Origin of the sequence: Falsiroseomonas ponticola (assembly GCF_016805305.1) — a bacterium.
GTDB classification, from domain to species: Bacteria; Pseudomonadota; Alphaproteobacteria; order Acetobacterales; family Acetobacteraceae; genus Falsiroseomonas; species Falsiroseomonas ponticola.
In genome coordinates this window covers 67742-85951 of sequence record NZ_JAERQN010000015.1, presented here as the reverse complement: position 1 = coordinate 85951, position 18210 = coordinate 67742, and the positions used below count along the sequence as shown (strand labels likewise).

Sequence of the window (18210 nt, the reverse complement as noted above, 5' to 3'; positions counted from 1 at the left end):
TTTCAGCGCGGTCATCCCTTCGCTATGTGGGATTCATTCGCAGGGGGATTCGGGCATGAACCGCAGGGCTGTTCTGGGCGGCGCGGCCGCCATTCTCGGGGGCGCCGGCGTGGCGCGGGCGCAGCAGGCGGCGCCGCATCACGGCCTGCCGATCCCGTCCGACCGCATGGCGCCGCTGCGGGGGCCGGGCCCCGTGACGCTGACGCCGGCGCAATACGCGCAGCGCTTCGTGGACAGCCCCGCCCCGGCCGGCCCGCCCGGCCGCTGGGTGGAACGCGCCACCCTGCCCCTGCCGCGCACCGAGATGGCCTGGGCGGCGGAGTGGGACAACAAGCTGCACGTCATCGGCGGCTATGCCGAGCAGATGGTCAACAACAGCTACCACCACGTCTTCGACCCCGCGACCAACAGCTGGGTGGAGAAGGCGCGGCTGCCGCGCGGCGCCAACCATGTGGGCGTCGTCGCCCATGCCGGGAAGATCTACGCCTTCGGCGGCTTCAGCGCGCAGAACCGGGACGCGGACGTGCTGGCCTTCGCCTATGACGTGGCGGCGGATCGCTGGGACCGGATCGCGGACATGCCGCGGCCGCGCGGCGCGGGCGCGCTGGCGGCGGTGGGGGGGAAGATCCACCACATCGGCGGGGCCTCCAACCCCGACACGGAACGCGCCTCGGTCGGCTGGCATGAGGTCTATGACCCGCAGACGGACCGGTGGGAGCGGCGCAAGGCGCTGCCCGGCGCGCGGGACCATGCGGGCGTGGTCGTCCATAACGGCCTGATCCACATCGTCGGCGGCCGCTTCAACACCTTCGAGTACAACACCGGCCTGCACCATGTGTACGACCCGGCGGCGGACCAGTGGACGACGCGATCCCCCCTGCCGACGCCGCGCTCCGGCCATGGGCTGGTGGTGTATCGCGGCCGCTTCTTCGCCATGGGGGGCGAGAGCGGGGTCTTCGTGAACCGGGAGCTGACCGGCCAGGTGCATGGCCAGATGGAAAGCTACGACCCCGCCACCGACACCTGGCAGCACCACGCGCCGATGCCGACGCCGCGGCACGGCATGGGCGCGGTGACGATCGGCGACTTCATCTATGTCGCGGGCGGTGGCCCGGTGGTGGGCGGCGGCATCAAGACGGCGGTGCACGAGGCCTTCACGCTCGGCTGATGCGGCGCCGCCATCTCCTCGCCGCGCCCGCGATCCTGCTGGCGCGGCCCGCCATGGCCGCCACCGCGCAGGGCGACGCCGCGCGCGCGCTGGTCGCCGCGCTGCGGGCCGGGGGCGTCGTCGTCGTCATGCGGCACGGCATCACCGACCGTAGCCAGGTCGATACCGGGGACCTCTCCAACCGCGCCGGCCAGCGCAACCTGAGCGAGGCGGGGCGGGAGCAGTCGCGCCGCACGGGCCGGGCGCTGGCGGCGCTCGGCGTGCCGCTGGGCCAGGTGCTGGCCAGCCCGGTCTTCCGGGCGCGGGACACGGCGGAACTCGCCTTCGGCCACGCCACGGTGGTGGAGCCGATGCTGACGGCGGATGACTACACGCCCGACCCCGCGCAGCTCGCCCGGCAGATCGCCTGGCTCCGGGCGCGGACGGGGCGGCCCTCATCCCCGAACGCCACGGACATCCTGGTCGGCCACATCGTGCCGCTCGGCATGGTGCTGGGGCGCGGGCTGGCGCAGGCGGAATATCCGGAAGGCAGCCTCGCCATCTTCGCGCCCGGGGAGGGCGCGGGACGGCTGATGGGCATCCTGGCGGCGGAGACGCTACCCCCGTAGCGTCCTTCACCCCAGCAGCGTGCGGGCCGCGAAGCCGGCCGCCGCCGTCACCGCCAGCGTCCGCACCACGCCGAGCTGGAGGACGAAGAGGCAGACGGCCGCCAGGGCGCTGAGCGCCGCCGCATCCGGCACCAGGCTCAGCGGGTCCGGCACGTCCAGCACCGCGGGGCCGATCGCCACCTTCTCCACCCGCGCGAAGATGACGCGCAGCGAGAACCACAAAGCGAGGTTCGCGATCACGCCCACCACCGCCGCCGTCACGCCGGCCAGCGCGCCCTTCAGGCGGGGGTTGGCGTGCAGCGTCTCCACGAAGGGGGCGCCCAGGAAGATGAAGGCGAAGCAGGGGGCGAAGGTGACCCAGATGGTCAGCAGCGCGCCCGCCGTGCCGCCGGCGATCCCCCCCTCCCGGAACGCGGCCAGGAAGCCCACGAATTGCAGGACCAGGATCAGCGGGCCGGGCGTCGTCTCCGCGAGGCCCAGCCCCGCCAGCATGTCGGCGGCGGAAAGCCAGCCGTAGAACTCCACCGCTTCCTGCGCGACATAGGCCAGCACCGCATAGGCGCCGCCGAAGGTGACGACGGCCATCTTGGCGAAGAACCAGGCGATGTCGCCGAAGGTGCCCGCGCCCATCAGCATGGCGACCGGCCAGACCCAGAGCGCCACCGCCACCAGCCCCGCGCGGCGCGCCGTGGCGGCCATGGCGGGGATGCGGCCGGGATCGGCGGCGATCACCGCATCCAGCGCCGCGGGCGGCCCTTCCTTCGCGGCGCCGTGCCCGCCGCCGGCGAAGGCATGCGGCAGCGCGTAGCCGACCAGCCCCGCCGCCAGCACCACCACGGGGAAGGGCACGTCGAAGGCGAAGAGGGCGAGGAAGGCCGCCGCCGCCAGGGCCCAGGCGATGGCCCCCTTCAGCGCCCGCCGCGCGACGCGGATCAGCGCTTCCACCACCAGCACCAGCACGGCGCATTTCAGGCCGAAGAACAGCGCCCCCACCAGCGGCACGTCGCCCAGCGTGGCGTAGAGCATGGTGAGCGCCAGCATCACCGCCACGCCAGGCAGGATGAAGGCGAGCCCCGCCAGCAGCCCGCCCTTCACCCCATGCATCAGCCAGCCGAGATAGGTCGCGAGCTGCTGCGCCTCCGGCCCCGGCAGCAGCATGCAGAAATTCAGCGCGTGCAGGAAACGGGCGTCGGAGATCCAGCGGCGCTGCTCCACCACCTCCCGGTGCATCAGCGCGATCTGCGCGGCGGGGCCGCCGAAGCTCAGCAGGCCGATGCGCCACCAGACGGGGGCGGCATCGCGCAGCGTGGGCAGGGGGTTCGCCTGCGTCTCCATCCGGGGCGTGTCCATCAGCGGAATCCCGAGGCCGGCCAGTTGTGCACCTCCTCCGTCGCATCGCGGCACCAGAGATGGAAGGCATCGTAGAGTGACAATCCGGCTTCCAGCTGCCGGAGATCGTCCTGGTGCAGCCGCGACAGGCCGAGCGAGGCGGCGAGCAGCCCGGCCGCCTGCGGCGCCAGGTCCGGCCGCGCCGTATCGGCGCCGCGCACCAGCAGCGCCAGGCGTTCCAGGGTGGGCGTGCGCAGGCCGAATTCCTCCAGCATCGTGTCGAAGGTGCAGCCATCGCCGCGATGGGTCCAGAAGACGCCCTCGATGTCGAAGGGGGTGGCGCCGAAGCGCTCCGCCACCGCCTCCACCTGCGAGGCCGCGACGAAGAGGAAGACGGCGGCGGGGTCGATGAAGCGGCGGATCAGCCAGGGGCAGGCGATGCGGTCCACCTTGGGGCGCGCGCGCGTCACCCAGACGGTGCGGCGCTGCGCATCCCGCGGCGGGATGGCGGCGGGTTCCAGCAGCGGCAGGCGCGCATCGCGCCAGGCCGCGAAGCCGCCTTCCAGCACCGCCGCGCGCGCGCCTTCATGCCGCAGCCAGGCGGCGACACCCTCGCTGAGCTTGAGGCCGCGCTGGCAGACCACGACGACGTCCCGCCCCCGCAGGCCGGGGCCCCAGGCCGCCACCTCCGCGGCCGGGCGGCTGTCGCTGGCCGGCAGCAGGCGCGGGTCGTCGCCCGCATCCTCCGCCAGCCGCACATCGAGGATGAGGGGCGCATCGGGCAGGCCGATCTGCCGGCCCAGCTGCTGCACGGTGGTCGAGGCGGGGTGCGACATGGGCGTCCATCCATAGCGAGTGGACGCGATGCTTGGGCCGAAGCCTCACGGGGCGATCGCGGCGGGCCCCTCCGCGCCCCTCATGCAGAAGCGGGGGCGCGGCTGTCAACCCGCCGGGGCTGGCGCGCGGGTCAGGCGGCCTCGGCCTGCTGGCGCAGCTTGCGCACCACCTCCACCAGCCCGCGCTGCAGCGTGCCGCCATGGCCCGCGATGTCATCCGCCACGGCGCGCAGCCCGGCGGCGCCGGCGCGCGTCGTCTCCACCCGGGCGGAGACCTGCCCGGCGGCGATGGAGACGGTATCCGTGCCGCCCGCGGCCTCGCTGACCGCGCGGGCGATCTCCTGCGTCGCGGAGCCCTGTTCCTGCACGGCGCTGGCGATGCCGGCGGTGATCTCCTCCAGCGTCGCGATGGTGCCGCCGATGGCGCCGACCACGCCGACCACGGTGGTGGCGGCGTCGCGCATCGCGCCGATCTGGGCGCCGATCTCCTCCGTCGCCTTGGCGGTCTGGGCGGCGAGGGCCTTCACCTCCTGCGCCACCACGGCGAAGCCCTTGCCGGCCTCCCCGGCGCGGGCGGCCTCGATGGTCGCATTGAGGGCGAGGAGGTTGGTCTGGCCGGCGATGTCGTTGATCAGGCGCACCACCTCCCCGATCCGTTCCGCCGCATCGGCCAGGCCGCGCGTGGCGGCGCCGCCATCGCGGGATTGCGTCGCCGCCTGGGTCGTGACGCGCGCGGCTTCCGTCGCCTGGCGCGTGATCTCCTCGATGCTGGCGGAGAGTTCCTCGGTGGCGGCGGCGACGGTGCCGACATTGCCGGCGGTGGCGGTGGCGGCGCCGGCGGCGGTCGCGGCTTCCTGCGCCGCGCCGCCGGCGGCATCCGTCATCTCCGCCGCCGCGCCCTGCAGCCCGCCGGCCGCGCGGCCCAGCGCTTCCGCCACCGTGCCGAACTGCGCTTCCAGCTCATCCGCCACGCCGGTCAGCGTGGAGCGGCGCGCGGCCTCGATCCGCGCGGCGGCCTGGCGCTGTTCGCCGCGCAGGCGCTCCGCCTCCTCCATCCCCTCGCGGAAGACCTCCACGCTGCGGGCCATGGCGCCGATCTCGTCCCGGCGGGCGGTGCCGGGGATGGGGCTTTCGCGGTCCCCGGCGGCGAGCTTCTCCATCGCCCCGGTCAGGCGCAGCACGGGGCCGGAGAGGGTGCGCGCCACCAGCAGCCCCGCGGCGCCGGAGAGCAGCACGAGCAGGGCCGCGACCAGCCCCACCGTTAGCAGCGCGCGCTGCCGGTCGGCCGCCACGGCGGAGAGGTCGTAGGTCAGCTCCACCAGGCCGATGATGCGGTCCTGCACGTCCCGCAGCGGCGCCACCATCACGGAGACGGCGCGGCCGTTGCGATCCTGCGTGTCGCTGGCGATGCCGCCGGCCAGCGCGGCGCCGCGCAGCGGCGTCAGCGCCGCATCGACGCCGGAGAGGGTGGAGGCGACCGGCACCAGGCGCTGGTCCAGCGCGCGCAGCACGCTGATGTCGAGGCCGAGGTCGCTGCCGATGGCCTTTAGGCGATCGACGTTGAGCGAGCCCGCGACATCGACCACGGCCACGACCTGGCCGGCATGGCGGACCGGCGCCGTGCTGAAAAGGCTGACATCGTTCGGCTGGACGCCGGTTTCGAGCCCGCTGACCGTGCGCCCCGATTCCAGCGCGCGCACCACGGTGGCGCGGCGGGCGCGGAGGTCGTCGCCGAACTGCTCCGGCCGCCAGACGCGCAGGAAGGCGATGCCCGGGGCGCGATGGATGTTGAGGCGCTGGTTGCGCGTCTGCAGCGTGGCATCGGCATCCCGCAGCAGGGCGAGCAGCCCGGCGCGGTCCCCGGCCGCGGCGGCCTGCTGGACGCTGGGCAGGGCGGCGAGGCTTTCGGCCACCACGGCGCCGGAACGCAGCTCGCCCTCGATCGCGTCGAAGAAGGCTTCCTTGCCGCTGGCGAGGGTGCGGGCCACCATCTCCTGGCTCGAGGCCTGGTCGCGCATGGCGACCGTGATGCCGAAGGCGACCGAGACGAACATGCCGACGCCGGCGGTGGCGAGCGCGATGCGCCAGCGGATGGAATTCAGCATCATGACCCCTTGAACGCCCGGATGAACACGGGGGCGTCATGATACGGGGGGCGAGGCTACCGGAGGGTGAATGGGGGACCTTGCCCCCGCGGGAAGGTCCCCGCCGGGCGCGCGCCCGGCGGGGGTTCCGGGTCAGGAAGCCTTGCGGCGGCCGCCGGACTTCCGGTTCTCGTTGGCGGATTCCGCCTCCTCGCCGCCCTGCGCCATGCGGATGAAGGCGGGGTTGACCTCCGACTCCGCGACCTCGGTCAGCTTCTGGTCGGTCTCCTTCTCCTCGGCCAGGGTCTGGGCGAGAAGCTCGGCGAGCGGCGCCTGGCCGGCGGCCTTGGCGAGCGTGACCATCGTGCCGTAGGCCGCGATCTCGTAATGCTCGATGCGCTGCGCGGCGGCGATGATGAGGACGTCCATCATCTCGCCCCGGTCATTCTCCTCCATCTCATGCGTCGCTTCCTCGACCAGGCCGCGCATCGCCTCGCACACCTTCCGGCCGGGCTTGCCGCCGACCATCTCGAGCGCCTGCTCGATGCGCTCCACCTGGCCCTCGGTCTGCTCCATGTGCATCTGGATGCATTCCTTCAGCGCGGGATGCGTCGCGTTCTTCATCATCTTCGGCATGGCCCGCAGCGCCTGGCGTTCGGCGCTGTAGGCGTCCTTGAGCTGGTCGATCATCAGCTTGGAAATGTCGTCCATGGCTTGAATACCCCTTCGTACCGGGCCGCCCGACGGGGCGGCGCTGGCAGAGGAACGGGGCGGGGCCCGCGCCGGTTGCCGTGTGCGGCGTGACTATTCGGCGGCGGCGGGCAGCAGGCTCTCGCCGGGGCGGATGCGGCTGAAGGCGACGGGCTGCCAATCCAGCACGATGCGGCGATCGGCGCCGAGCCGGGTGATGGTGGCGCTGAGGCCGGCGCTGTCGCTTTCGGTCTGCGGGAAATCCTCCCGGAAATGGGCGCCGCGGCTTTCCCGGCGCGCGGCGGCGGCGGTTACGATGGCGCGGCTGACCAGCAGCAGGGAGCGCAGGTTGAGCCATTCCTGCCAGGCGAGGTCGAAGCCCCGCGCGCCATCCGCGATGCCGGTGGCGTCCAGCTCCGCCTCCAGCGCATCGAGGCCGCTAGCGGCCTCGGTGAGCCCGGCCTCGTCGCGCAGGATGCCGGCCTTGTCCCACATCAGCCTGTGCAGCGCGTCGCGGATCGGCGTCAGGCTGCGGGCGGGTTTCGCGAAGGGGGCTTCGGCCAGCGCGATGGCGGCGTCGAGCGCGGCGGGGCAGGGGTCCTCGAAGGCGCCGTGGCGGGGCACCCAGCCGGCCATGCTGTCGCCGGCGATGCCGCCGAAGACGGTGGAGTTGGCGACGCCGTTGCCACCCAGCCGGTTCGCGCCATGGACGCCGCCGGTATCCTCCCCGGCCGCGAAGAGGCCCGGGAGATCCGTGCTGCCATCGGGGCGGAACACGACGCCGCCCATCATGTAGTGCGCGGTGGGCACCACGGGGACGCGGCCGCCGGCGAGGTCGAAGCCCATATCCGCGCAGCGTTCCACCATGCCCTTGAATTCGCGCCGCACGCGATCGGGGCCGAGATGCGCCATGGCGATGTAGAGGCCGCCATGCTCGTTCGTGTTTTTCGAGAGCATCTCCCGGTACATCGCGCGGCTGACGATGTCGCGGGTGGCTCGTTCGCCGCGCGGGTCATACTTGTGCATGAAGCGCTCGCCGTCGCCACCGAGGAGAAAACCGCCGGAACCGCGCAGCCCTTCCTCGATGATCGTGCCGGTCATGCGGGTGCCGGGGCCGGCGAGGACGCCGGTCGGGTGGAACTGCACCATCTCCATGTCGCGAAGCCTGAGGCCGGCGCGGAGTGCCATGGCCATGCCGTCGCAGGATTTGTCGCCGGAGGGGGTGTGGTAGGTGTACATGGTCGGCCCGCCGCCGGTGCCGAGCAGCACGGCCTTGGCGCGCACCAGGACGTAGTCGCCCGACCGGATATCGATCAGCAGCACGCCGCTGATGCGCGACCCGTCCTTCGCGGGGATCAGGGCGAGGGCGCGGTGTTCCTCCAGCCGCTCGATCCCCCTGGCCCAGCTCTGCTCGGCCAGGCGGTTGATGATCTCGATGCCGGTCAGGTCGCCCTTGTGGACGGTGCGGTCGAAGGTCTGGCCGGCGAAGGCCTTCTGGTGGATGGTGCCGTCGGGGTTGCGGTCGAAGAAGCAGCCCCAGCGGTTCTCCAGCTCCCGGATCCGCTGCTGCGCCACCGTGACGAGCGTCCAGGCGAGGTCCTGGTCGTTCAGCCATTTTCCGCCGTCGAGCGTGTCCATGAAATGGCGCTCGGCGCTGTCCGCGGCGGCGAGGGCGACGTTGTAGCCGCCCTGGACCATGCGGGTGCAGCCTGATTTGCCGAGCAGGCCCTTCACCGCGACGGTGACGCGCAGGTCAGGGGCGCCGGCCTTGGCATGCAGCGCGCCGAGCAGCCCGGCGCCGCCGGAGCCGAGGACGAGGATGTCGGTGGTCTGGTGGCGCAGCCGGGTCATCGCGGCCCTCGGGGGGAGGACGGCACGCCGCAGCCGCAATCCTCCTGCGTCGTGGGCGGGTTCTGCGGCAGCGGTTGGGATCGGCTGTCGGAAGCGCCGACGAGAACGGCGACCAGGACACCCACGGCGACGACGACGATGGCGATCATGCTACCCCCAGCTTGGCGAGCACGGCGGCGCGACGATCCTGCACCTTCCGCTGCACCTCAGCGAACAGGCTTCCGCCGTGGCTGTCCATGGCCACCAGCAGGGGGCCGAAGTCACGGATTCGGAAGCGCCACAGGCTTTCGGGGTTGAGGTCGTCGAGGTCAACATCCTCGATCGCCTCGATCCAGGTCGTCTCCAGCGCCGCGGTGCCGCCGATGATGGCGAGGTAGACGCCGCCCAGATCGGCGAAGGCCTGTTGCGAGTCCTCCCGCAGCCCGCCCTTGCCGATGATGATGCGCACGCCCTCGCGCTCCATCAGCGGGCGGGTGAAGCGTTCCATGCGGTCGCTGGTGGTGGTGCCGATGCAGACGGCCTCGTAGCCGCTGTCATTGGTGCCGCGCTTGTCCATCTTGCGGACATTGGGGGCGGTGTGGATGACGGCATGGCCGCGCAGGTCGAAGCGCGTGCGGCGGCCATGGTCGAACATGTGGATCTGCGTGGCATCGCGGATGCCGAACAGCGTGTCCTGCAGCGTGACGTGATCACCGATGCGCAGCTTGCGGATATCGGCCTCGGTGCAGGGCATGTGCAGCGTGTGATGCATGGCTCAGAACCCGATGCTCACGCCATCCGGCGTGAAGGTGGCACTCGCGCGCCGCGCGCTGTGGCACTGGATGTTGACGGCAACGGGATTCATCGTGATGTGGGTCGCCGCGACCTCCACATGCACGGCGAAGGCGGTGCTGTCGCCGCCCAGGCCCTGCGGGCCGATGCCGAGGCTGTTCACGGCCTCCGCCAGCGAAACCTCCAGCGCCGCCCCCTGTTCGTCGGCGCAGCGCGAACCCAGCGGGCGCGTCGCCGCGACCTTGGCGAGATGCATGCAGAGGTCGCTGGTGCCGCCGATGCCGATGCCCATGATGGTGGGCGGGCAGACCTTGCCGCCGGCCTTCATCGCGGCATCGATGACAAAGCGCTTCACGCCCGCCAGGCCATCGGCGGGGATGAGCATCTGCAGGAAGGACCCGTTCTCGCTGCCCGATCCCTTCGGGATCATGGCCAGGCGCAGCACGCGCTCCTCCTCCACGAAGTCGAGGTTGATGACGGGCACATGGGCGCCGCAGCTCGTATGCTCGTTCTGCCGCGTGATGGGGTGGACGACGGAGCTGCGCAGCGGGTGTTCGCGCGTGGCGCGTTCCGTGCCGCGGCGGATCGCCTGCTTCAGCGCCCAGCCATCGAGTTCGACGTTGCGGCCGATCTCGACATTGAAGATGGGGATGCCGGTGTCCTGGCAGAGCAGGTTTTCCGTGCGCTCCGCCACGCCGATATTCTCCACCATCGTGGCCAGGATGGATTGCGCCGTCTCGTCCGTCTCGGTCGAGACGAGCTGGGAGAAGCCCTCCTTGATGTCGTCGGGCAGGATCTTGAGGGCGCGGATGTAGAGCAGCTTGGCCGCTTCCTCGATGGCTTCGGGGGCGATCCGCAGGGGCTCGACGCCCTGCCTGGTCATCAGCGTCATCGTTTCCTCCCTCAGATCACCAGCGACAGGCCGGAGAGCAGCAGCAGCGTCAGCAGCACCAGCCGGAAACCCTCGGCCGGGATCAGGCCATAGGCGCGCACGCCAAGCCAGGCGCCGGCGGCGAGCGCGGGCAGGCAGGCCAGCAGCATCATGGCGCTCTCGGCCGTGAAGAAGCCACCGGCGACAAGCCCGACCGCCGCCAGCGCCTGCATGGCGATGATGAAGGGCTGGAAGATCGCCCGCGCCTCGTCCTTCCGCAGGCCCTTGAGGTCCCCCCACATGGCCGGCAGGGCGCCGGAGAAGCCGCCGATGCCGCCCAGCACGCCGCCGGCGAAGCCGATCCCGGCATCGGGCAGCGGCCCGGTGGTGAAGGCATGCGGCGCGCGCTTGAGGGCGATGCGGGCCAGGGTATAGCCGGCATAGACCACCAGCAGCGCGCCGATGCCCGCCGTGATGGCCTCCGCGCTGACCACCTTCAGCACGAGGATGCCGAAGGGCGTGCCGAGCACGCCGCCGATGACATAGGGCCGCAGCACCGCCCAGCGCATGGCGGGCAGCACGGCGCGGATGGTGCCGAGCTGGATGAGGAAGGAGCCGATGACCAGCACCGGCGCCGTCTGCTGCGGCGGCAGCCAGTGGAACAGGATGCTGGCGGCGATCAGGTTGAAGGCAAAGCCCGCCATGCCGGAGGCGAAGGCCGCCACGAAGCAGGTGGCGACCATCACCAGCATGGCCGTCGTCATGCGCCGAGGTTCAGCAGGAAGAGCAGCCCGGTGGCCAGGGCGACGCCCGCGGAGGCCGCGACCATCGTCTTCTGCTGCGCCCGCCAGCCCAGGAATTCCAGCGCCAGCACCCGCAGCCCGCCGGCCAGATGCGCGGCCAGCAGGATGACGAGGACCGTCTCCGCCACCTTCAGCACCGGATTGTCGGACCAGCGGAGAAAACCCTCCAGCGCGGCCTCCCCCTGGATGGCCTGGCCGAGCGCCCAGAAATGCACGGGCAGGAACAGCGCCAGCGCCAGGCCGGAGAGGCGATGGACGAGGAAGGCGATCCAGGCGGGATGGGATCGGCGACGCCATTGGCTCATGCTGCCATGCCTTTTCGTTGGCACGAAAAGGCCCTCAAACGCCGGCGCTTCGCTTGGCTTCGTCGTGCCGCAGGCACGCCTCCGGCGTGACGCACTTGCCGCGGGCCGCATTCGCGGCCTCGGCCGGCGTAAAGAACGCCGGCCGCCATCGGATCACCAGACACGCTCACGGGCATCATGCGCTGAACAGCCCCCAGGCGGCGCGGATGCCGAAGGCGGCGGTGACCAGGGCGATGCCGATCCAGGCCAGGTCATAGCCCCGCCCGCGCCAGCCCGCCCATTCCGCGGCGATGGCGCGCAGCCCGATGGCGCCATGCAGCCCGGCGGCCAGGGCGAAGACGGCGTAGAAGCCGAGCCAGGCCCAGTTGCCGCGGGTGCGGCCGATGATCTCGGCCGCGGAGAGCCCGCCGCGCACCGCGACCAGGATGGTCACGAGGTGGACCACCACCGCCACCGCCAGGACGATCGCCGTGACCCGCTGCAGGGTCCACAACTGCACCCCGTTCATCGCATGCCCCCCTTGAAGCTGGGCCAGAACAGGCTGCGCTTCAGCCCCGCGATGGCGCCGGAGGGGTCGATGCCCTTCGGGCAATGCGCGGTGCAGGATTGCGTGGAATGGCAGGCATGGCAGCCGGCATCGCCGGCCACCGCCTTCAGCCGGTCCCGCCTTGCGTCGTCCCGCACATCGTTCACCAGCGTCCAGGCGCGGTTCAGCGCGGCGGGGCCGAGATAGTCCGGGTTCCAGGCGACGATGTCGCAGCCGCTGTAGCAGACGGCGCAGCCGATGCATTCGATCCCGGCATCGGCCTGCTGGCGCGGCTTGGAGGCGGGGGGCACCACCGCGAAATCGTCGGGCACCGCGCCATCCGGCGAATCCTTCGGCTGGAAGCTGCCGCGGGCCTTGGCCCATTTGTCGAAGAAGGGCGCCATGTCCGTCGCCAGGTCGCGGATGACGGGCAGGTTGGAGAGCGGCCGCAATTCCAGCGCGCCATCCTGCGCCACGCGGCTCACATGGGTGCGGCAGGTCCAGCGCGGGCGGCCATTCACCACCATGGCGCAGGACCCGCACATGCCGACGCGGCAGGCGAAGCGATAGGCGAGGGTGGGATCGACCTCCCGCTGGATGTGGGTGACCACGTCCAGCACGGTCTGGTTGGCGCGCGCCGGCACGGCGTAGTCGGCCAGCCGGCCGCCGGCCGCGTTACCGCGCCAGACCTTGACGCGAAGCATGGCGGTTGCCTCCTCCATGCCGCTCCTCCCCTTGCGTCATCAGAGGCTTGCATGGTCTTGTATCAGACACAAGACCCCGATCCGGAGCGTTCCATCCATGTCATTGCGCGGCGCCGATATCCTGGTGAAGGGGCTGCTTGCGGCCGGGGTCACGCGGATCTTCTCCCTCTCCGGCAACCACATCATGCCGGTCTATGACGCGCTGGTGGGGTCGGGGATCGAGATCGTGCATACGCGGCACGAGGCGGCGGCGGTGCACATGGCCGATGCCTGGGCCCGGCTCTCGGGCCAGGTGGGTGTCGCGCTGGTGACGGGTGGGCAGGGCCATGCGAATGCGGCCGCGGCGCTCTGCACGGCCTGGCAGGGGGAGGTGCCGGTGCTGCTGCTGTCGGGCCATGCGCCGCTGAACCAGATCGGCCTCGGTGCCTTCCAGGAGCTGGACCAGGTGGCGATGGCGGCGCCGGCGGCCAAGGCGGCCTGGGCGGCGCGGACGCCGGGCGGGATGGCGGCGGATGTGGCGAAGGCCATGTCCATCGCGCTGTCCGGCCGGCCGGGGCCCGTGCATCTCTCCCTGCCCACCGACGTGCTGGAGGGGGAGGCCGTGGAGCCGGCCCTGCCCACCCCCGCCGCCACCCCGATGCCCCTCTCGCCCACCACGGCGGGGCTGGTGGCGCAGGCCATCGCGCAGGCGAAGCGGCCGGTGCTGGTGGCGCCGCCCGCGCTATGCACCCCCGCCGGCTTCGCCCTGCAACGGGGGCTGGAGGCGGCGTCCGGCCTGCCGGTGCTGCCCATGCAGTCCCCGCGCGGGCTCGCGGACCCGACGCTGGGGCTGCTGCGGGAGGTGCTGGGCCAGGCCGACCTCGTGGTGCTGATCGGCAAGGCGCTGGACTTCACCCTCGGCTTCGGCAAGCCCATGCCGGCGGAGTGCCGCTTCATCCTGCTGGAGCCGGAGGGCGCGCTGCTCGCCCGGGCGCAGGGGCTGCTGGGGGAGCGGATCACGCTGGCGGCGCTGGCCGATCCGACCTCCGCCATCACCGCGCTGACCGCGGCCGTCTCGCCCGGCCATGCCGAATGGGCGGCGACGGTGCGGGAGGCGATCGGCTGGCGCCCGGCGGAATGGGCGACGCCGCAGGCGCCGGGGGCGATCCGCTCCGCGACGCTCTGCGCCGCCGTGAACGACGCCGTCGCCCGCCACGGCGCGACCTTCATCTGCGATGGGGGCGAGATCGGGCAGTGGGGCATGGCCATGGTGAAGGCCGGCACGCGCGCGGTGAACGGCGTGGCCGGCGCGATCGGCGTGGGCATCCCGTTTGCGATTGGCGGCTCCGCCGCGGGCGGCATCGGCGCCCGAGCGGCGCGCAACGCCCCCGTCATCGCGCTGATGGGCGATGGCTCTTTCGGCTTCCACATGGCGGAGATCGACACCGCCGCGCGGCACGGCCTGCCCTTCGTCGCGGTCGTCGGCAATGACAGCCGCTGGAATGCGGAGCACCAGATCCAGCTCCGCGACTACGGCGCCAACCGTGCCCATGGCTGCGAGCTGGCGCCGGGCACGCGCTACGACCTGGTGGCGGTGGCACTCGGCGGGCATGGGGAACAGGTGACCGAGGTGGCGGAGATCGGGCCGGCCATCGACCGGGCCATCGCCTCCGGCAAGCCGGCGGTCGTGAACGTGGTGCTGGACGGGCAGCCGGCGCCGACGCTGAAGCGATGAACGCGCTCCGCCCCGACCCAAGGCCGCTCTATGCGCAGACGGAAGCGATCCTGACGCGGCGGATCGCCGACGGGGTCTGGGCGCCGGGCAGCATGATCCCGCCGGAGCCCGACCTGGCCGCCGAACTCGGCGTCTCCCCGGGGACGGTGCGGAAGGCGCTGGGCGGGCTGGAGCGGCGGCGGCTGATCGAGCGGCGGCAGGGCAGGGGCACCTTCGTCGCGGCGCATACCTCCGAACGCGCGCTGTTCCACTTCTTCCGCATCACCGCGCTGGACGGGCAGCGACGCGCGCCGACCAGCCATGTGCTGGACTGCGCGACGGTGGCGGCGAGCGCGGAGGAGGCGGCGCCGCTCGGGCTGGAGGCCGGGACGCTGGTCCATCGCGTGAAGCGCGCGCGGCTGATTGGCGGCGCGGCCTGCATCCTGGAGCGCATCTGGCTGCCGGCCGGGCGCTTCCCCGGCTTCGCCCTGCCGGTCGGGCGGGAGATGACGGATGAGCTCTACGTTCTCTACCAGCGCGACCACGGCGTGACGATCGCGCGGGCGGAGGAGCGGCTGGCGGCGATCGCCGCCGCGCCGGATGACGCCGGGCTGCTGGGGCTGGGCGAGGGCGCGCCGCTGCTGGAGGTGGCGCGCATCGCCTTCGACCTGCAGGACCGGCCGGTGGAGCGGCGCGTCACGCTGCTGGACACCGCGCAGCATCGCTACGTCGCCAATCTCGACTGAGCGGCGCGGCCGGCGCAGGATGGCGCCATGCCCGAAGCGCCCCTGACCGACCCGCATGCCGTGACCAGCCTGGAGGCGCTGGAAGCGCTCTATGGCCCGCCGAACCACAATTCGGTGGTGAAGGTGCGGCGCGACCTGGATGCGCCGAGCGCCGCCTTCATCGCGGGCAGCCCCTTCTGCATCCTCTCCACCCGCAACGCCGATGGCCGCGTGCATGGCACGCCGCGGGGCGATGGGCCGGGCTTCGTGGAGGTGCTGTCGCCGACCGAACTCGTGCTGCCCGACCGCCGGGGCAACAACCGCCTGGACGCGCTGCGCGACATCGTCAGCGACCCCAATGTGGCGCTGCTGTTCCTGGTGCCGGGGTCCGGGGAGACGCTGCGCGTCGGCGGCAAGGCGGTGATCAGCACGGACCCGGCGCTGCGGGCGCGCCTCGCCCATCAGGGCAAGGAACCGGCGACGGTGCTGCGCATCAGCGTCGAGGAAGTCTTTTTTCAGTGCGCCCGCGCCCTGCTGCGGTCGAAGCTGTGGGGGGAGGCGAAGCGCCCGGCGACGCTGCCGACCGCGGGCGAGTTGCTGGAATCCGCGACCGGCGGCGCCGTGGACGGCAAGGCCTATGACGCCGAGGCACCGGTGCGGCTCTCAACCAGCCTGTACTAGCCGTAGGGCGGCCGGGTGTAGCCGGCGGGGGAACTGGTAAAAATCTCCACGCCCGTCTCCGTGACGCCGACGCTGTGCTCGAACTGGGCGGAGAGGCTGCGGTCCCGCGTCACGGCGGTCCAGCCATCGGCCAGCACCTTCACCGCGGGGCGGCCGGCATTCACCATGGGCTCCACCGTCAGGAACATGCCGGGGCGGAGCACCGCGCCCTCGCCGGGCCTTCCGTAATTCGGGACATCGGGGGCGGCGTGGTAGGTGCGGCCGAGGCCGTGGCCGCAGAATTCCCGCACCACGCTGAAGCGCTCGGCCTCCACATGGCGCTGCATGGCATGGCCGATATCGCCGACGGTCGCGCCGGGGCGGATGGCGGCGATGCCGCGCATCATCGCCTCATGCGTCACATCCATCAGCCGCTGGGCGAGGGTGCCGACCGGGCCGACGCCGTACATGCGGCTGCTGTCGCCATGCCAGCCCGCCACGATCACGGCCAGGTCGATGTTGACGATGTCGCCCTCCGCCAGGCGGCGATCGCCGGGGATGCCGTGGCAGACGACGTGGTTGGGGGAGATGCAGGTGGCGTGCCGGTAGCCCTGGTAGCCCAGCGAGGCCGGGATGGCGCCGTGGTCCCGGACGAAATCGTGGCAGAGCCGGTCCAGCGCCGCGGTGGTGACGCCCGGCTGGACATGGGCGGTGATCATGTCGAGCGCCTCCGCCACCAGGCGGCCGGCCGCGCGCATGCCCTCGAAATCCTCGGGCCTGTGGCGGGTGATGCGGCGGCTTTCGGTGATGTCGGGCATGGGGGCCTCAGGCGGCGACCGGCATGCCGGCATGGAGGTCCGCGATCAGGCGCGCCGCGTGGGGCGGGGGCGGCAGGGCGCGGGAGAGGGCGGGGCGCAGGATGGCGATGGGGCCATCGAAGATGAGGAAGCGGGCGCGGGCGAGGGTTTCGTCATCGGTGGCGGGGGCGAGGCAGGCGCGGAAGGCGGCGTCGAAGGCTTTCTCGAGTCGGTCGAGCGCCTGGCGCTGGGCGGGGGGCGGGGGCGAATCCTCGAAGAGCGAGACGGGGTCGTGCAGCAGCAGGAAGGCGGCGCGGCGGGGGTTGGCCTCGGCCCAGGGGAGGATGGCCAGCGCGGCCTCCCGCGCCTGGCGCTGGTGCAGCAGGGGCGCCAGGGTGGCGGTGAAGTTCGCATAGGCGCTGTTCCAGGCGGCGCCGAGGATGGCGGAGCGGCTGTCGAAGCGGTGGTAGATGGAGCCGGTGGGCGCGCCGGTGCGCCGGGCGATGGCCTGCATGGTCGCGGCGGCAGGCCCGCCTTCCGCGACCAGGCTCATCGCCGCCTCGATGAAGTCGTCCTCGGTGAACCGCGCCGTCCTGACCATGCCAATTGGAATACACGTTCTGGAATGTGGCGTCCAATCCCCGGCGGTCCAGGGTCGCCTTCGACCCTGGCGGGAGGGGTCCGGGGAGGGCAGCGCCCTCCCCGTATAAGCTTCGGGCTGTAGCGACCTGTTATTTCGGCATTTCCAGCACGATCTTCCCCCGCGTCGCCCCGGTCTCGATTGCCTGGTGCGCCTCCCACAGCGTCGCCGCCGTCAGCGGCTTCGGTGCCTCCGCGATGGTCGTCCGCAGCGCGCCGGCCTCCAGCATCCGGCTCACTTCCGCCAGCAGCCGGTGCTGTTCCTCCATGTCCGCCGTCTTGTGCATGGGCCGGGCGAACATGAATTCCCAATGCAGCGAGGCAGACTTCATCTTCAGCATCCGGACGTCCGGCGGCGACTTCGGATCATCGATCAGGCAGACGGCGCCCTGGGGGGCGATGAGGCGGCAGATGGCGTCCCAATGCGCCTCGGTCTGGGTGGTGGCGAAGATGGCGCGGACGGGCAGGCCGATCGCCTCCACCTGCGCCGCCAGGTCGCCCGCGTGGTCCACGACGTGGTGCGCGCCCATCTGCCGCGCCCAGTCCTGGGTCTCCGGCCGGCTGGCGGTGGCGATGACGGTGAAGCCGGTGAGCTGCCGGGCGAGCTGGACCGCGATGGAGCCGACGCCGCCGGCGCCGCCGATGATGAGCACCGCCTCCCCGGCCGGGGTGCGGGTGCGGGGCAGGCGGAGGCGGTCGAACAGCGCCTCCCACGCCGTGATGGCGGTGAGGGGAATGGCCGCGGCCTCGGCGAAGGAGAGGCGGGCGGGCTTGGGGCCGACGATGCGCTCATCCACCAGCTGGAGTTCGGCATTGGTGCCGGGGCGGGTGATGTCGCCGGCGTAGAAGACGGCGTCGCCGGGGCGGAAGAGCGTGGCGTCCGGCCCCACGGCGCGGACGATGCCGGCGGCGTCGTAGCCCAGGATGCGGGGCATGGCCTCCGGCGCCGTGCGGCCGCGCACCTTGGCGTCCACCGGGTTCACGGAGACGGCGCGGATCTCGACCAGCAGGTCCCGGCCGGTCGGCGCGGGCGGGTCGGGCAGGGTGATGTCGGACAGGGTGTGGGGGGCGGTGAGGGCGATGGCCTTCATGGGGCGCTCCGGCGTTGGGGTTCGCCGCTAGATGCGGTGCGGCACGGCGGTTGAAAATG

Annotated in this window: 19 protein-coding genes; 5 read left to right on the top strand and 14 right to left on the bottom strand. The window is 72.3% G+C overall.

What is annotated here, in order from left to right:
• Positions 1 to 55: 55 nt before the first annotated feature.
• Both JJI54_RS29030 and JJI54_RS29025 read left to right on the top strand, forming a co-directional pair.
• Complete coding sequence (locus JJI54_RS29030) at positions 56 to 1168, top strand: Kelch repeat-containing protein (protein WP_203076923.1); 1113 nt, start codon at positions 56 to 58, stop codon at positions 1166 to 1168.
• Positions 1168 to 1776 carry a histidine phosphatase family protein gene (locus JJI54_RS29025; RefSeq protein ID WP_203076922.1) on the top strand — a complete coding sequence of 203 codons (609 nt, stop codon included), beginning with the start codon at positions 1168 to 1170 and terminating at the stop codon, positions 1774 to 1776. The genes JJI54_RS29030 and JJI54_RS29025 overlap by 1 nt, the downstream gene beginning before the upstream one ends.
• Positions 1777 to 1782: 6 nt before the next feature.
• Here the strand turns inward: JJI54_RS29025 and chrA are convergent, their stop codons facing one another.
• From chrA to JJI54_RS28970, 11 genes are all read right to left on the bottom strand, one after another.
• Positions 1783 to 3126, bottom strand: a complete 1344-nt coding sequence (gene chrA / locus JJI54_RS29020) for a chromate efflux transporter (protein WP_226382216.1) — start codon at positions 3124 to 3126, stop codon at positions 1783 to 1785.
• Positions 3126 to 3941, bottom strand: a complete 816-nt coding sequence (locus tag JJI54_RS29015; RefSeq protein WP_203076921.1) for a chromate resistance protein ChrB domain-containing protein — start codon at positions 3939 to 3941, stop codon at positions 3126 to 3128. Before JJI54_RS29015 ends, chrA begins: the two co-directional genes overlap by 1 nt.
• Positions 3942 to 4072: 131 nt before the next feature.
• Positions 4073 to 6049 (bottom strand): methyl-accepting chemotaxis protein, encoded by a 1977-nt coding sequence (locus JJI54_RS29010; RefSeq protein WP_203076920.1) that lies wholly within the window; start codon positions 6047 to 6049, stop codon positions 4073 to 4075.
• Between the two features lie 129 nt (positions 6050 to 6178).
• Positions 6179 to 6736 carry a ferritin-like domain-containing protein gene (locus JJI54_RS29005; RefSeq protein WP_203076919.1) on the bottom strand — a complete coding sequence of 186 codons (558 nt, stop codon included), beginning with the start codon at positions 6734 to 6736 and terminating at the stop codon, positions 6179 to 6181.
• A 93-nt stretch (positions 6737 to 6829) separates the two neighbouring features.
• Positions 6830 to 8566, bottom strand: a complete 1737-nt coding sequence (locus tag JJI54_RS29000) for an L-aspartate oxidase (RefSeq protein ID WP_203076918.1) — start codon at positions 8564 to 8566, stop codon at positions 6830 to 6832.
• A gap of 145 nt (positions 8567 to 8711) precedes the next feature.
• Positions 8712 to 9317: a fumarate hydratase C-terminal domain-containing protein gene (locus JJI54_RS28995; RefSeq protein WP_203076917.1), complete on the bottom strand. Its 606-nt coding sequence runs from the start codon at positions 9315 to 9317 to the stop codon at positions 8712 to 8714.
• Positions 9318 to 9320: 3 nt separating this feature from the next.
• On the bottom strand, positions 9321 to 10220 hold the full coding sequence (locus tag JJI54_RS28990; RefSeq protein WP_203076916.1) for a fumarate hydratase: 900 nt from the start codon (positions 10218 to 10220) through the stop codon (positions 9321 to 9323).
• 20 nt (positions 10221 to 10240) lie between these two features.
• Positions 10241 to 10972: a sulfite exporter TauE/SafE family protein gene (locus tag JJI54_RS28985; RefSeq protein ID WP_203076915.1), complete on the bottom strand. Its 732-nt coding sequence runs from the start codon at positions 10970 to 10972 to the stop codon at positions 10241 to 10243.
• Positions 10969 to 11316 carry a succinate dehydrogenase gene (locus tag JJI54_RS28980; RefSeq protein ID WP_203076914.1) on the bottom strand — a complete coding sequence of 116 codons (348 nt, stop codon included), beginning with the start codon at positions 11314 to 11316 and terminating at the stop codon, positions 10969 to 10971. Before JJI54_RS28980 ends, JJI54_RS28985 begins: the two co-directional genes overlap by 4 nt.
• A gap of 175 nt (positions 11317 to 11491) precedes the next feature.
• Positions 11492 to 11824 carry a succinate dehydrogenase gene (locus JJI54_RS28975; RefSeq protein ID WP_203076913.1) on the bottom strand — a complete coding sequence of 111 codons (333 nt, stop codon included), beginning with the start codon at positions 11822 to 11824 and terminating at the stop codon, positions 11492 to 11494.
• Positions 11821 to 12546 carry a succinate dehydrogenase/fumarate reductase iron-sulfur subunit gene (locus tag JJI54_RS28970; RefSeq protein WP_226382214.1) on the bottom strand — a complete coding sequence of 242 codons (726 nt, stop codon included), beginning with the start codon at positions 12544 to 12546 and terminating at the stop codon, positions 11821 to 11823. Before JJI54_RS28970 ends, JJI54_RS28975 begins: the two co-directional genes overlap by 4 nt.
• A gap of 97 nt (positions 12547 to 12643) precedes the next feature.
• On the opposite strand from JJI54_RS28970, the gene JJI54_RS28965 reads away from it, so the two are divergent.
• From JJI54_RS28965 to JJI54_RS28955, 3 genes are read left to right on the top strand one after another with little or no spacing between them, the layout of a single operon-like run.
• Positions 12644 to 14260: a thiamine pyrophosphate-binding protein gene (locus JJI54_RS28965; RefSeq protein ID WP_203076911.1), complete on the top strand. Its 1617-nt coding sequence runs from the start codon at positions 12644 to 12646 to the stop codon at positions 14258 to 14260.
• On the top strand, positions 14257 to 14985 hold the full coding sequence (locus JJI54_RS28960; protein WP_203076910.1) for a GntR family transcriptional regulator: 729 nt from the start codon (positions 14257 to 14259) through the stop codon (positions 14983 to 14985). The genes JJI54_RS28965 and JJI54_RS28960 overlap by 4 nt, the downstream gene beginning before the upstream one ends.
• Before the next feature lie 27 nt (positions 14986 to 15012).
• Positions 15013 to 15645 (top strand): MSMEG_1061 family FMN-dependent PPOX-type flavoprotein, encoded by a 633-nt coding sequence (locus tag JJI54_RS28955; protein ID WP_203076909.1) that lies wholly within the window; start codon positions 15013 to 15015, stop codon positions 15643 to 15645.
• Here the strand turns inward: JJI54_RS28955 and map are convergent.
• From map to JJI54_RS28940, 3 genes are all read right to left on the bottom strand, one after another.
• Positions 15642 to 16442: a type I methionyl aminopeptidase gene (map, locus tag JJI54_RS28950; RefSeq protein ID WP_203076908.1), complete on the bottom strand. Its 801-nt coding sequence runs from the start codon at positions 16440 to 16442 to the stop codon at positions 15642 to 15644. The two genes, JJI54_RS28955 and map, sit on opposite strands and share 4 nt — an antisense overlap.
• A gap of 7 nt (positions 16443 to 16449) precedes the next feature.
• Positions 16450 to 17022, bottom strand: coding sequence for a TetR/AcrR family transcriptional regulator (locus JJI54_RS28945; RefSeq protein ID WP_203076907.1), 573 nt, complete (start codon positions 17020 to 17022; stop codon positions 16450 to 16452).
• Positions 17023 to 17152: 130 nt separating this feature from the next.
• Positions 17153 to 18151: a zinc-binding alcohol dehydrogenase family protein gene (locus JJI54_RS28940; protein WP_203076906.1), complete on the bottom strand. Its 999-nt coding sequence runs from the start codon at positions 18149 to 18151 to the stop codon at positions 17153 to 17155.
• Positions 18152 to 18210: the final 59 nt, after the last annotated feature.

Coding starts and splice junctions, on each gene's coding strand:
- JJI54_RS28940 (WP_203076906.1), bottom strand. CDS start 18,151: ATGAAGGCCATCGCCCTCACCGCCCCCCACACCCTGTCCGACATCACC.
- JJI54_RS28985 (WP_203076915.1), bottom strand. CDS start 10,972: ATGACGACGGCCATGCTGGTGATGGTCGCCACCTGCTTCGTGGCGGCC.
- JJI54_RS28995 (WP_203076917.1), bottom strand. CDS start 9,317: ATGCATCACACGCTGCACATGCCCTGCACCGAGGCCGATATCCGCAAG.
- JJI54_RS29015 (WP_203076921.1), bottom strand. CDS start 3,941: ATGTCGCACCCCGCCTCGACCACCGTGCAGCAGCTGGGCCGGCAGATC.
- chrA (WP_226382216.1), bottom strand. CDS start 3,126: ATGGACACGCCCCGGATGGAGACGCAGGCGAACCCCCTGCCCACGCTG.
- JJI54_RS28965 (WP_203076911.1), top strand. CDS start 12,644: ATGTCATTGCGCGGCGCCGATATCCTGGTGAAGGGGCTGCTTGCGGCC.
- JJI54_RS28975 (WP_203076913.1), bottom strand. CDS start 11,824: ATGAACGGGGTGCAGTTGTGGACCCTGCAGCGGGTCACGGCGATCGTC.
- JJI54_RS28980 (WP_203076914.1), bottom strand. CDS start 11,316: ATGAGCCAATGGCGTCGCCGATCCCATCCCGCCTGGATCGCCTTCCTC.
- JJI54_RS29000 (WP_203076918.1), bottom strand. CDS start 8,566: ATGACCCGGCTGCGCCACCAGACCACCGACATCCTCGTCCTCGGCTCC.
- map (WP_203076908.1), bottom strand. CDS start 16,442: ATGCCCGACATCACCGAAAGCCGCCGCATCACCCGCCACAGGCCCGAG.
- JJI54_RS28960 (WP_203076910.1), top strand. CDS start 14,257: ATGAACGCGCTCCGCCCCGACCCAAGGCCGCTCTATGCGCAGACGGAA.
- JJI54_RS29005 (WP_203076919.1), bottom strand. CDS start 6,736: ATGGACGACATTTCCAAGCTGATGATCGACCAGCTCAAGGACGCCTAC.
- JJI54_RS28955 (WP_203076909.1), top strand. CDS start 15,013: ATGCCCGAAGCGCCCCTGACCGACCCGCATGCCGTGACCAGCCTGGAG.
- JJI54_RS29010 (WP_203076920.1), bottom strand. CDS start 6,049: ATGATGCTGAATTCCATCCGCTGGCGCATCGCGCTCGCCACCGCCGGC.
- JJI54_RS29030 (WP_203076923.1), top strand. CDS start 56: ATGAACCGCAGGGCTGTTCTGGGCGGCGCGGCCGCCATTCTCGGGGGC.
- JJI54_RS28945 (WP_203076907.1), bottom strand. CDS start 17,022: ATGGTCAGGACGGCGCGGTTCACCGAGGACGACTTCATCGAGGCGGCG.
- JJI54_RS29025 (WP_203076922.1), top strand. CDS start 1,168: ATGCGGCGCCGCCATCTCCTCGCCGCGCCCGCGATCCTGCTGGCGCGG.
- JJI54_RS28970 (WP_226382214.1), bottom strand. CDS start 12,546: ATGCTTCGCGTCAAGGTCTGGCGCGGTAACGCGGCCGGCGGCCGGCTG.
- JJI54_RS28990 (WP_203076916.1), bottom strand. CDS start 10,220: ATGACCAGGCAGGGCGTCGAGCCCCTGCGGATCGCCCCCGAAGCCATC.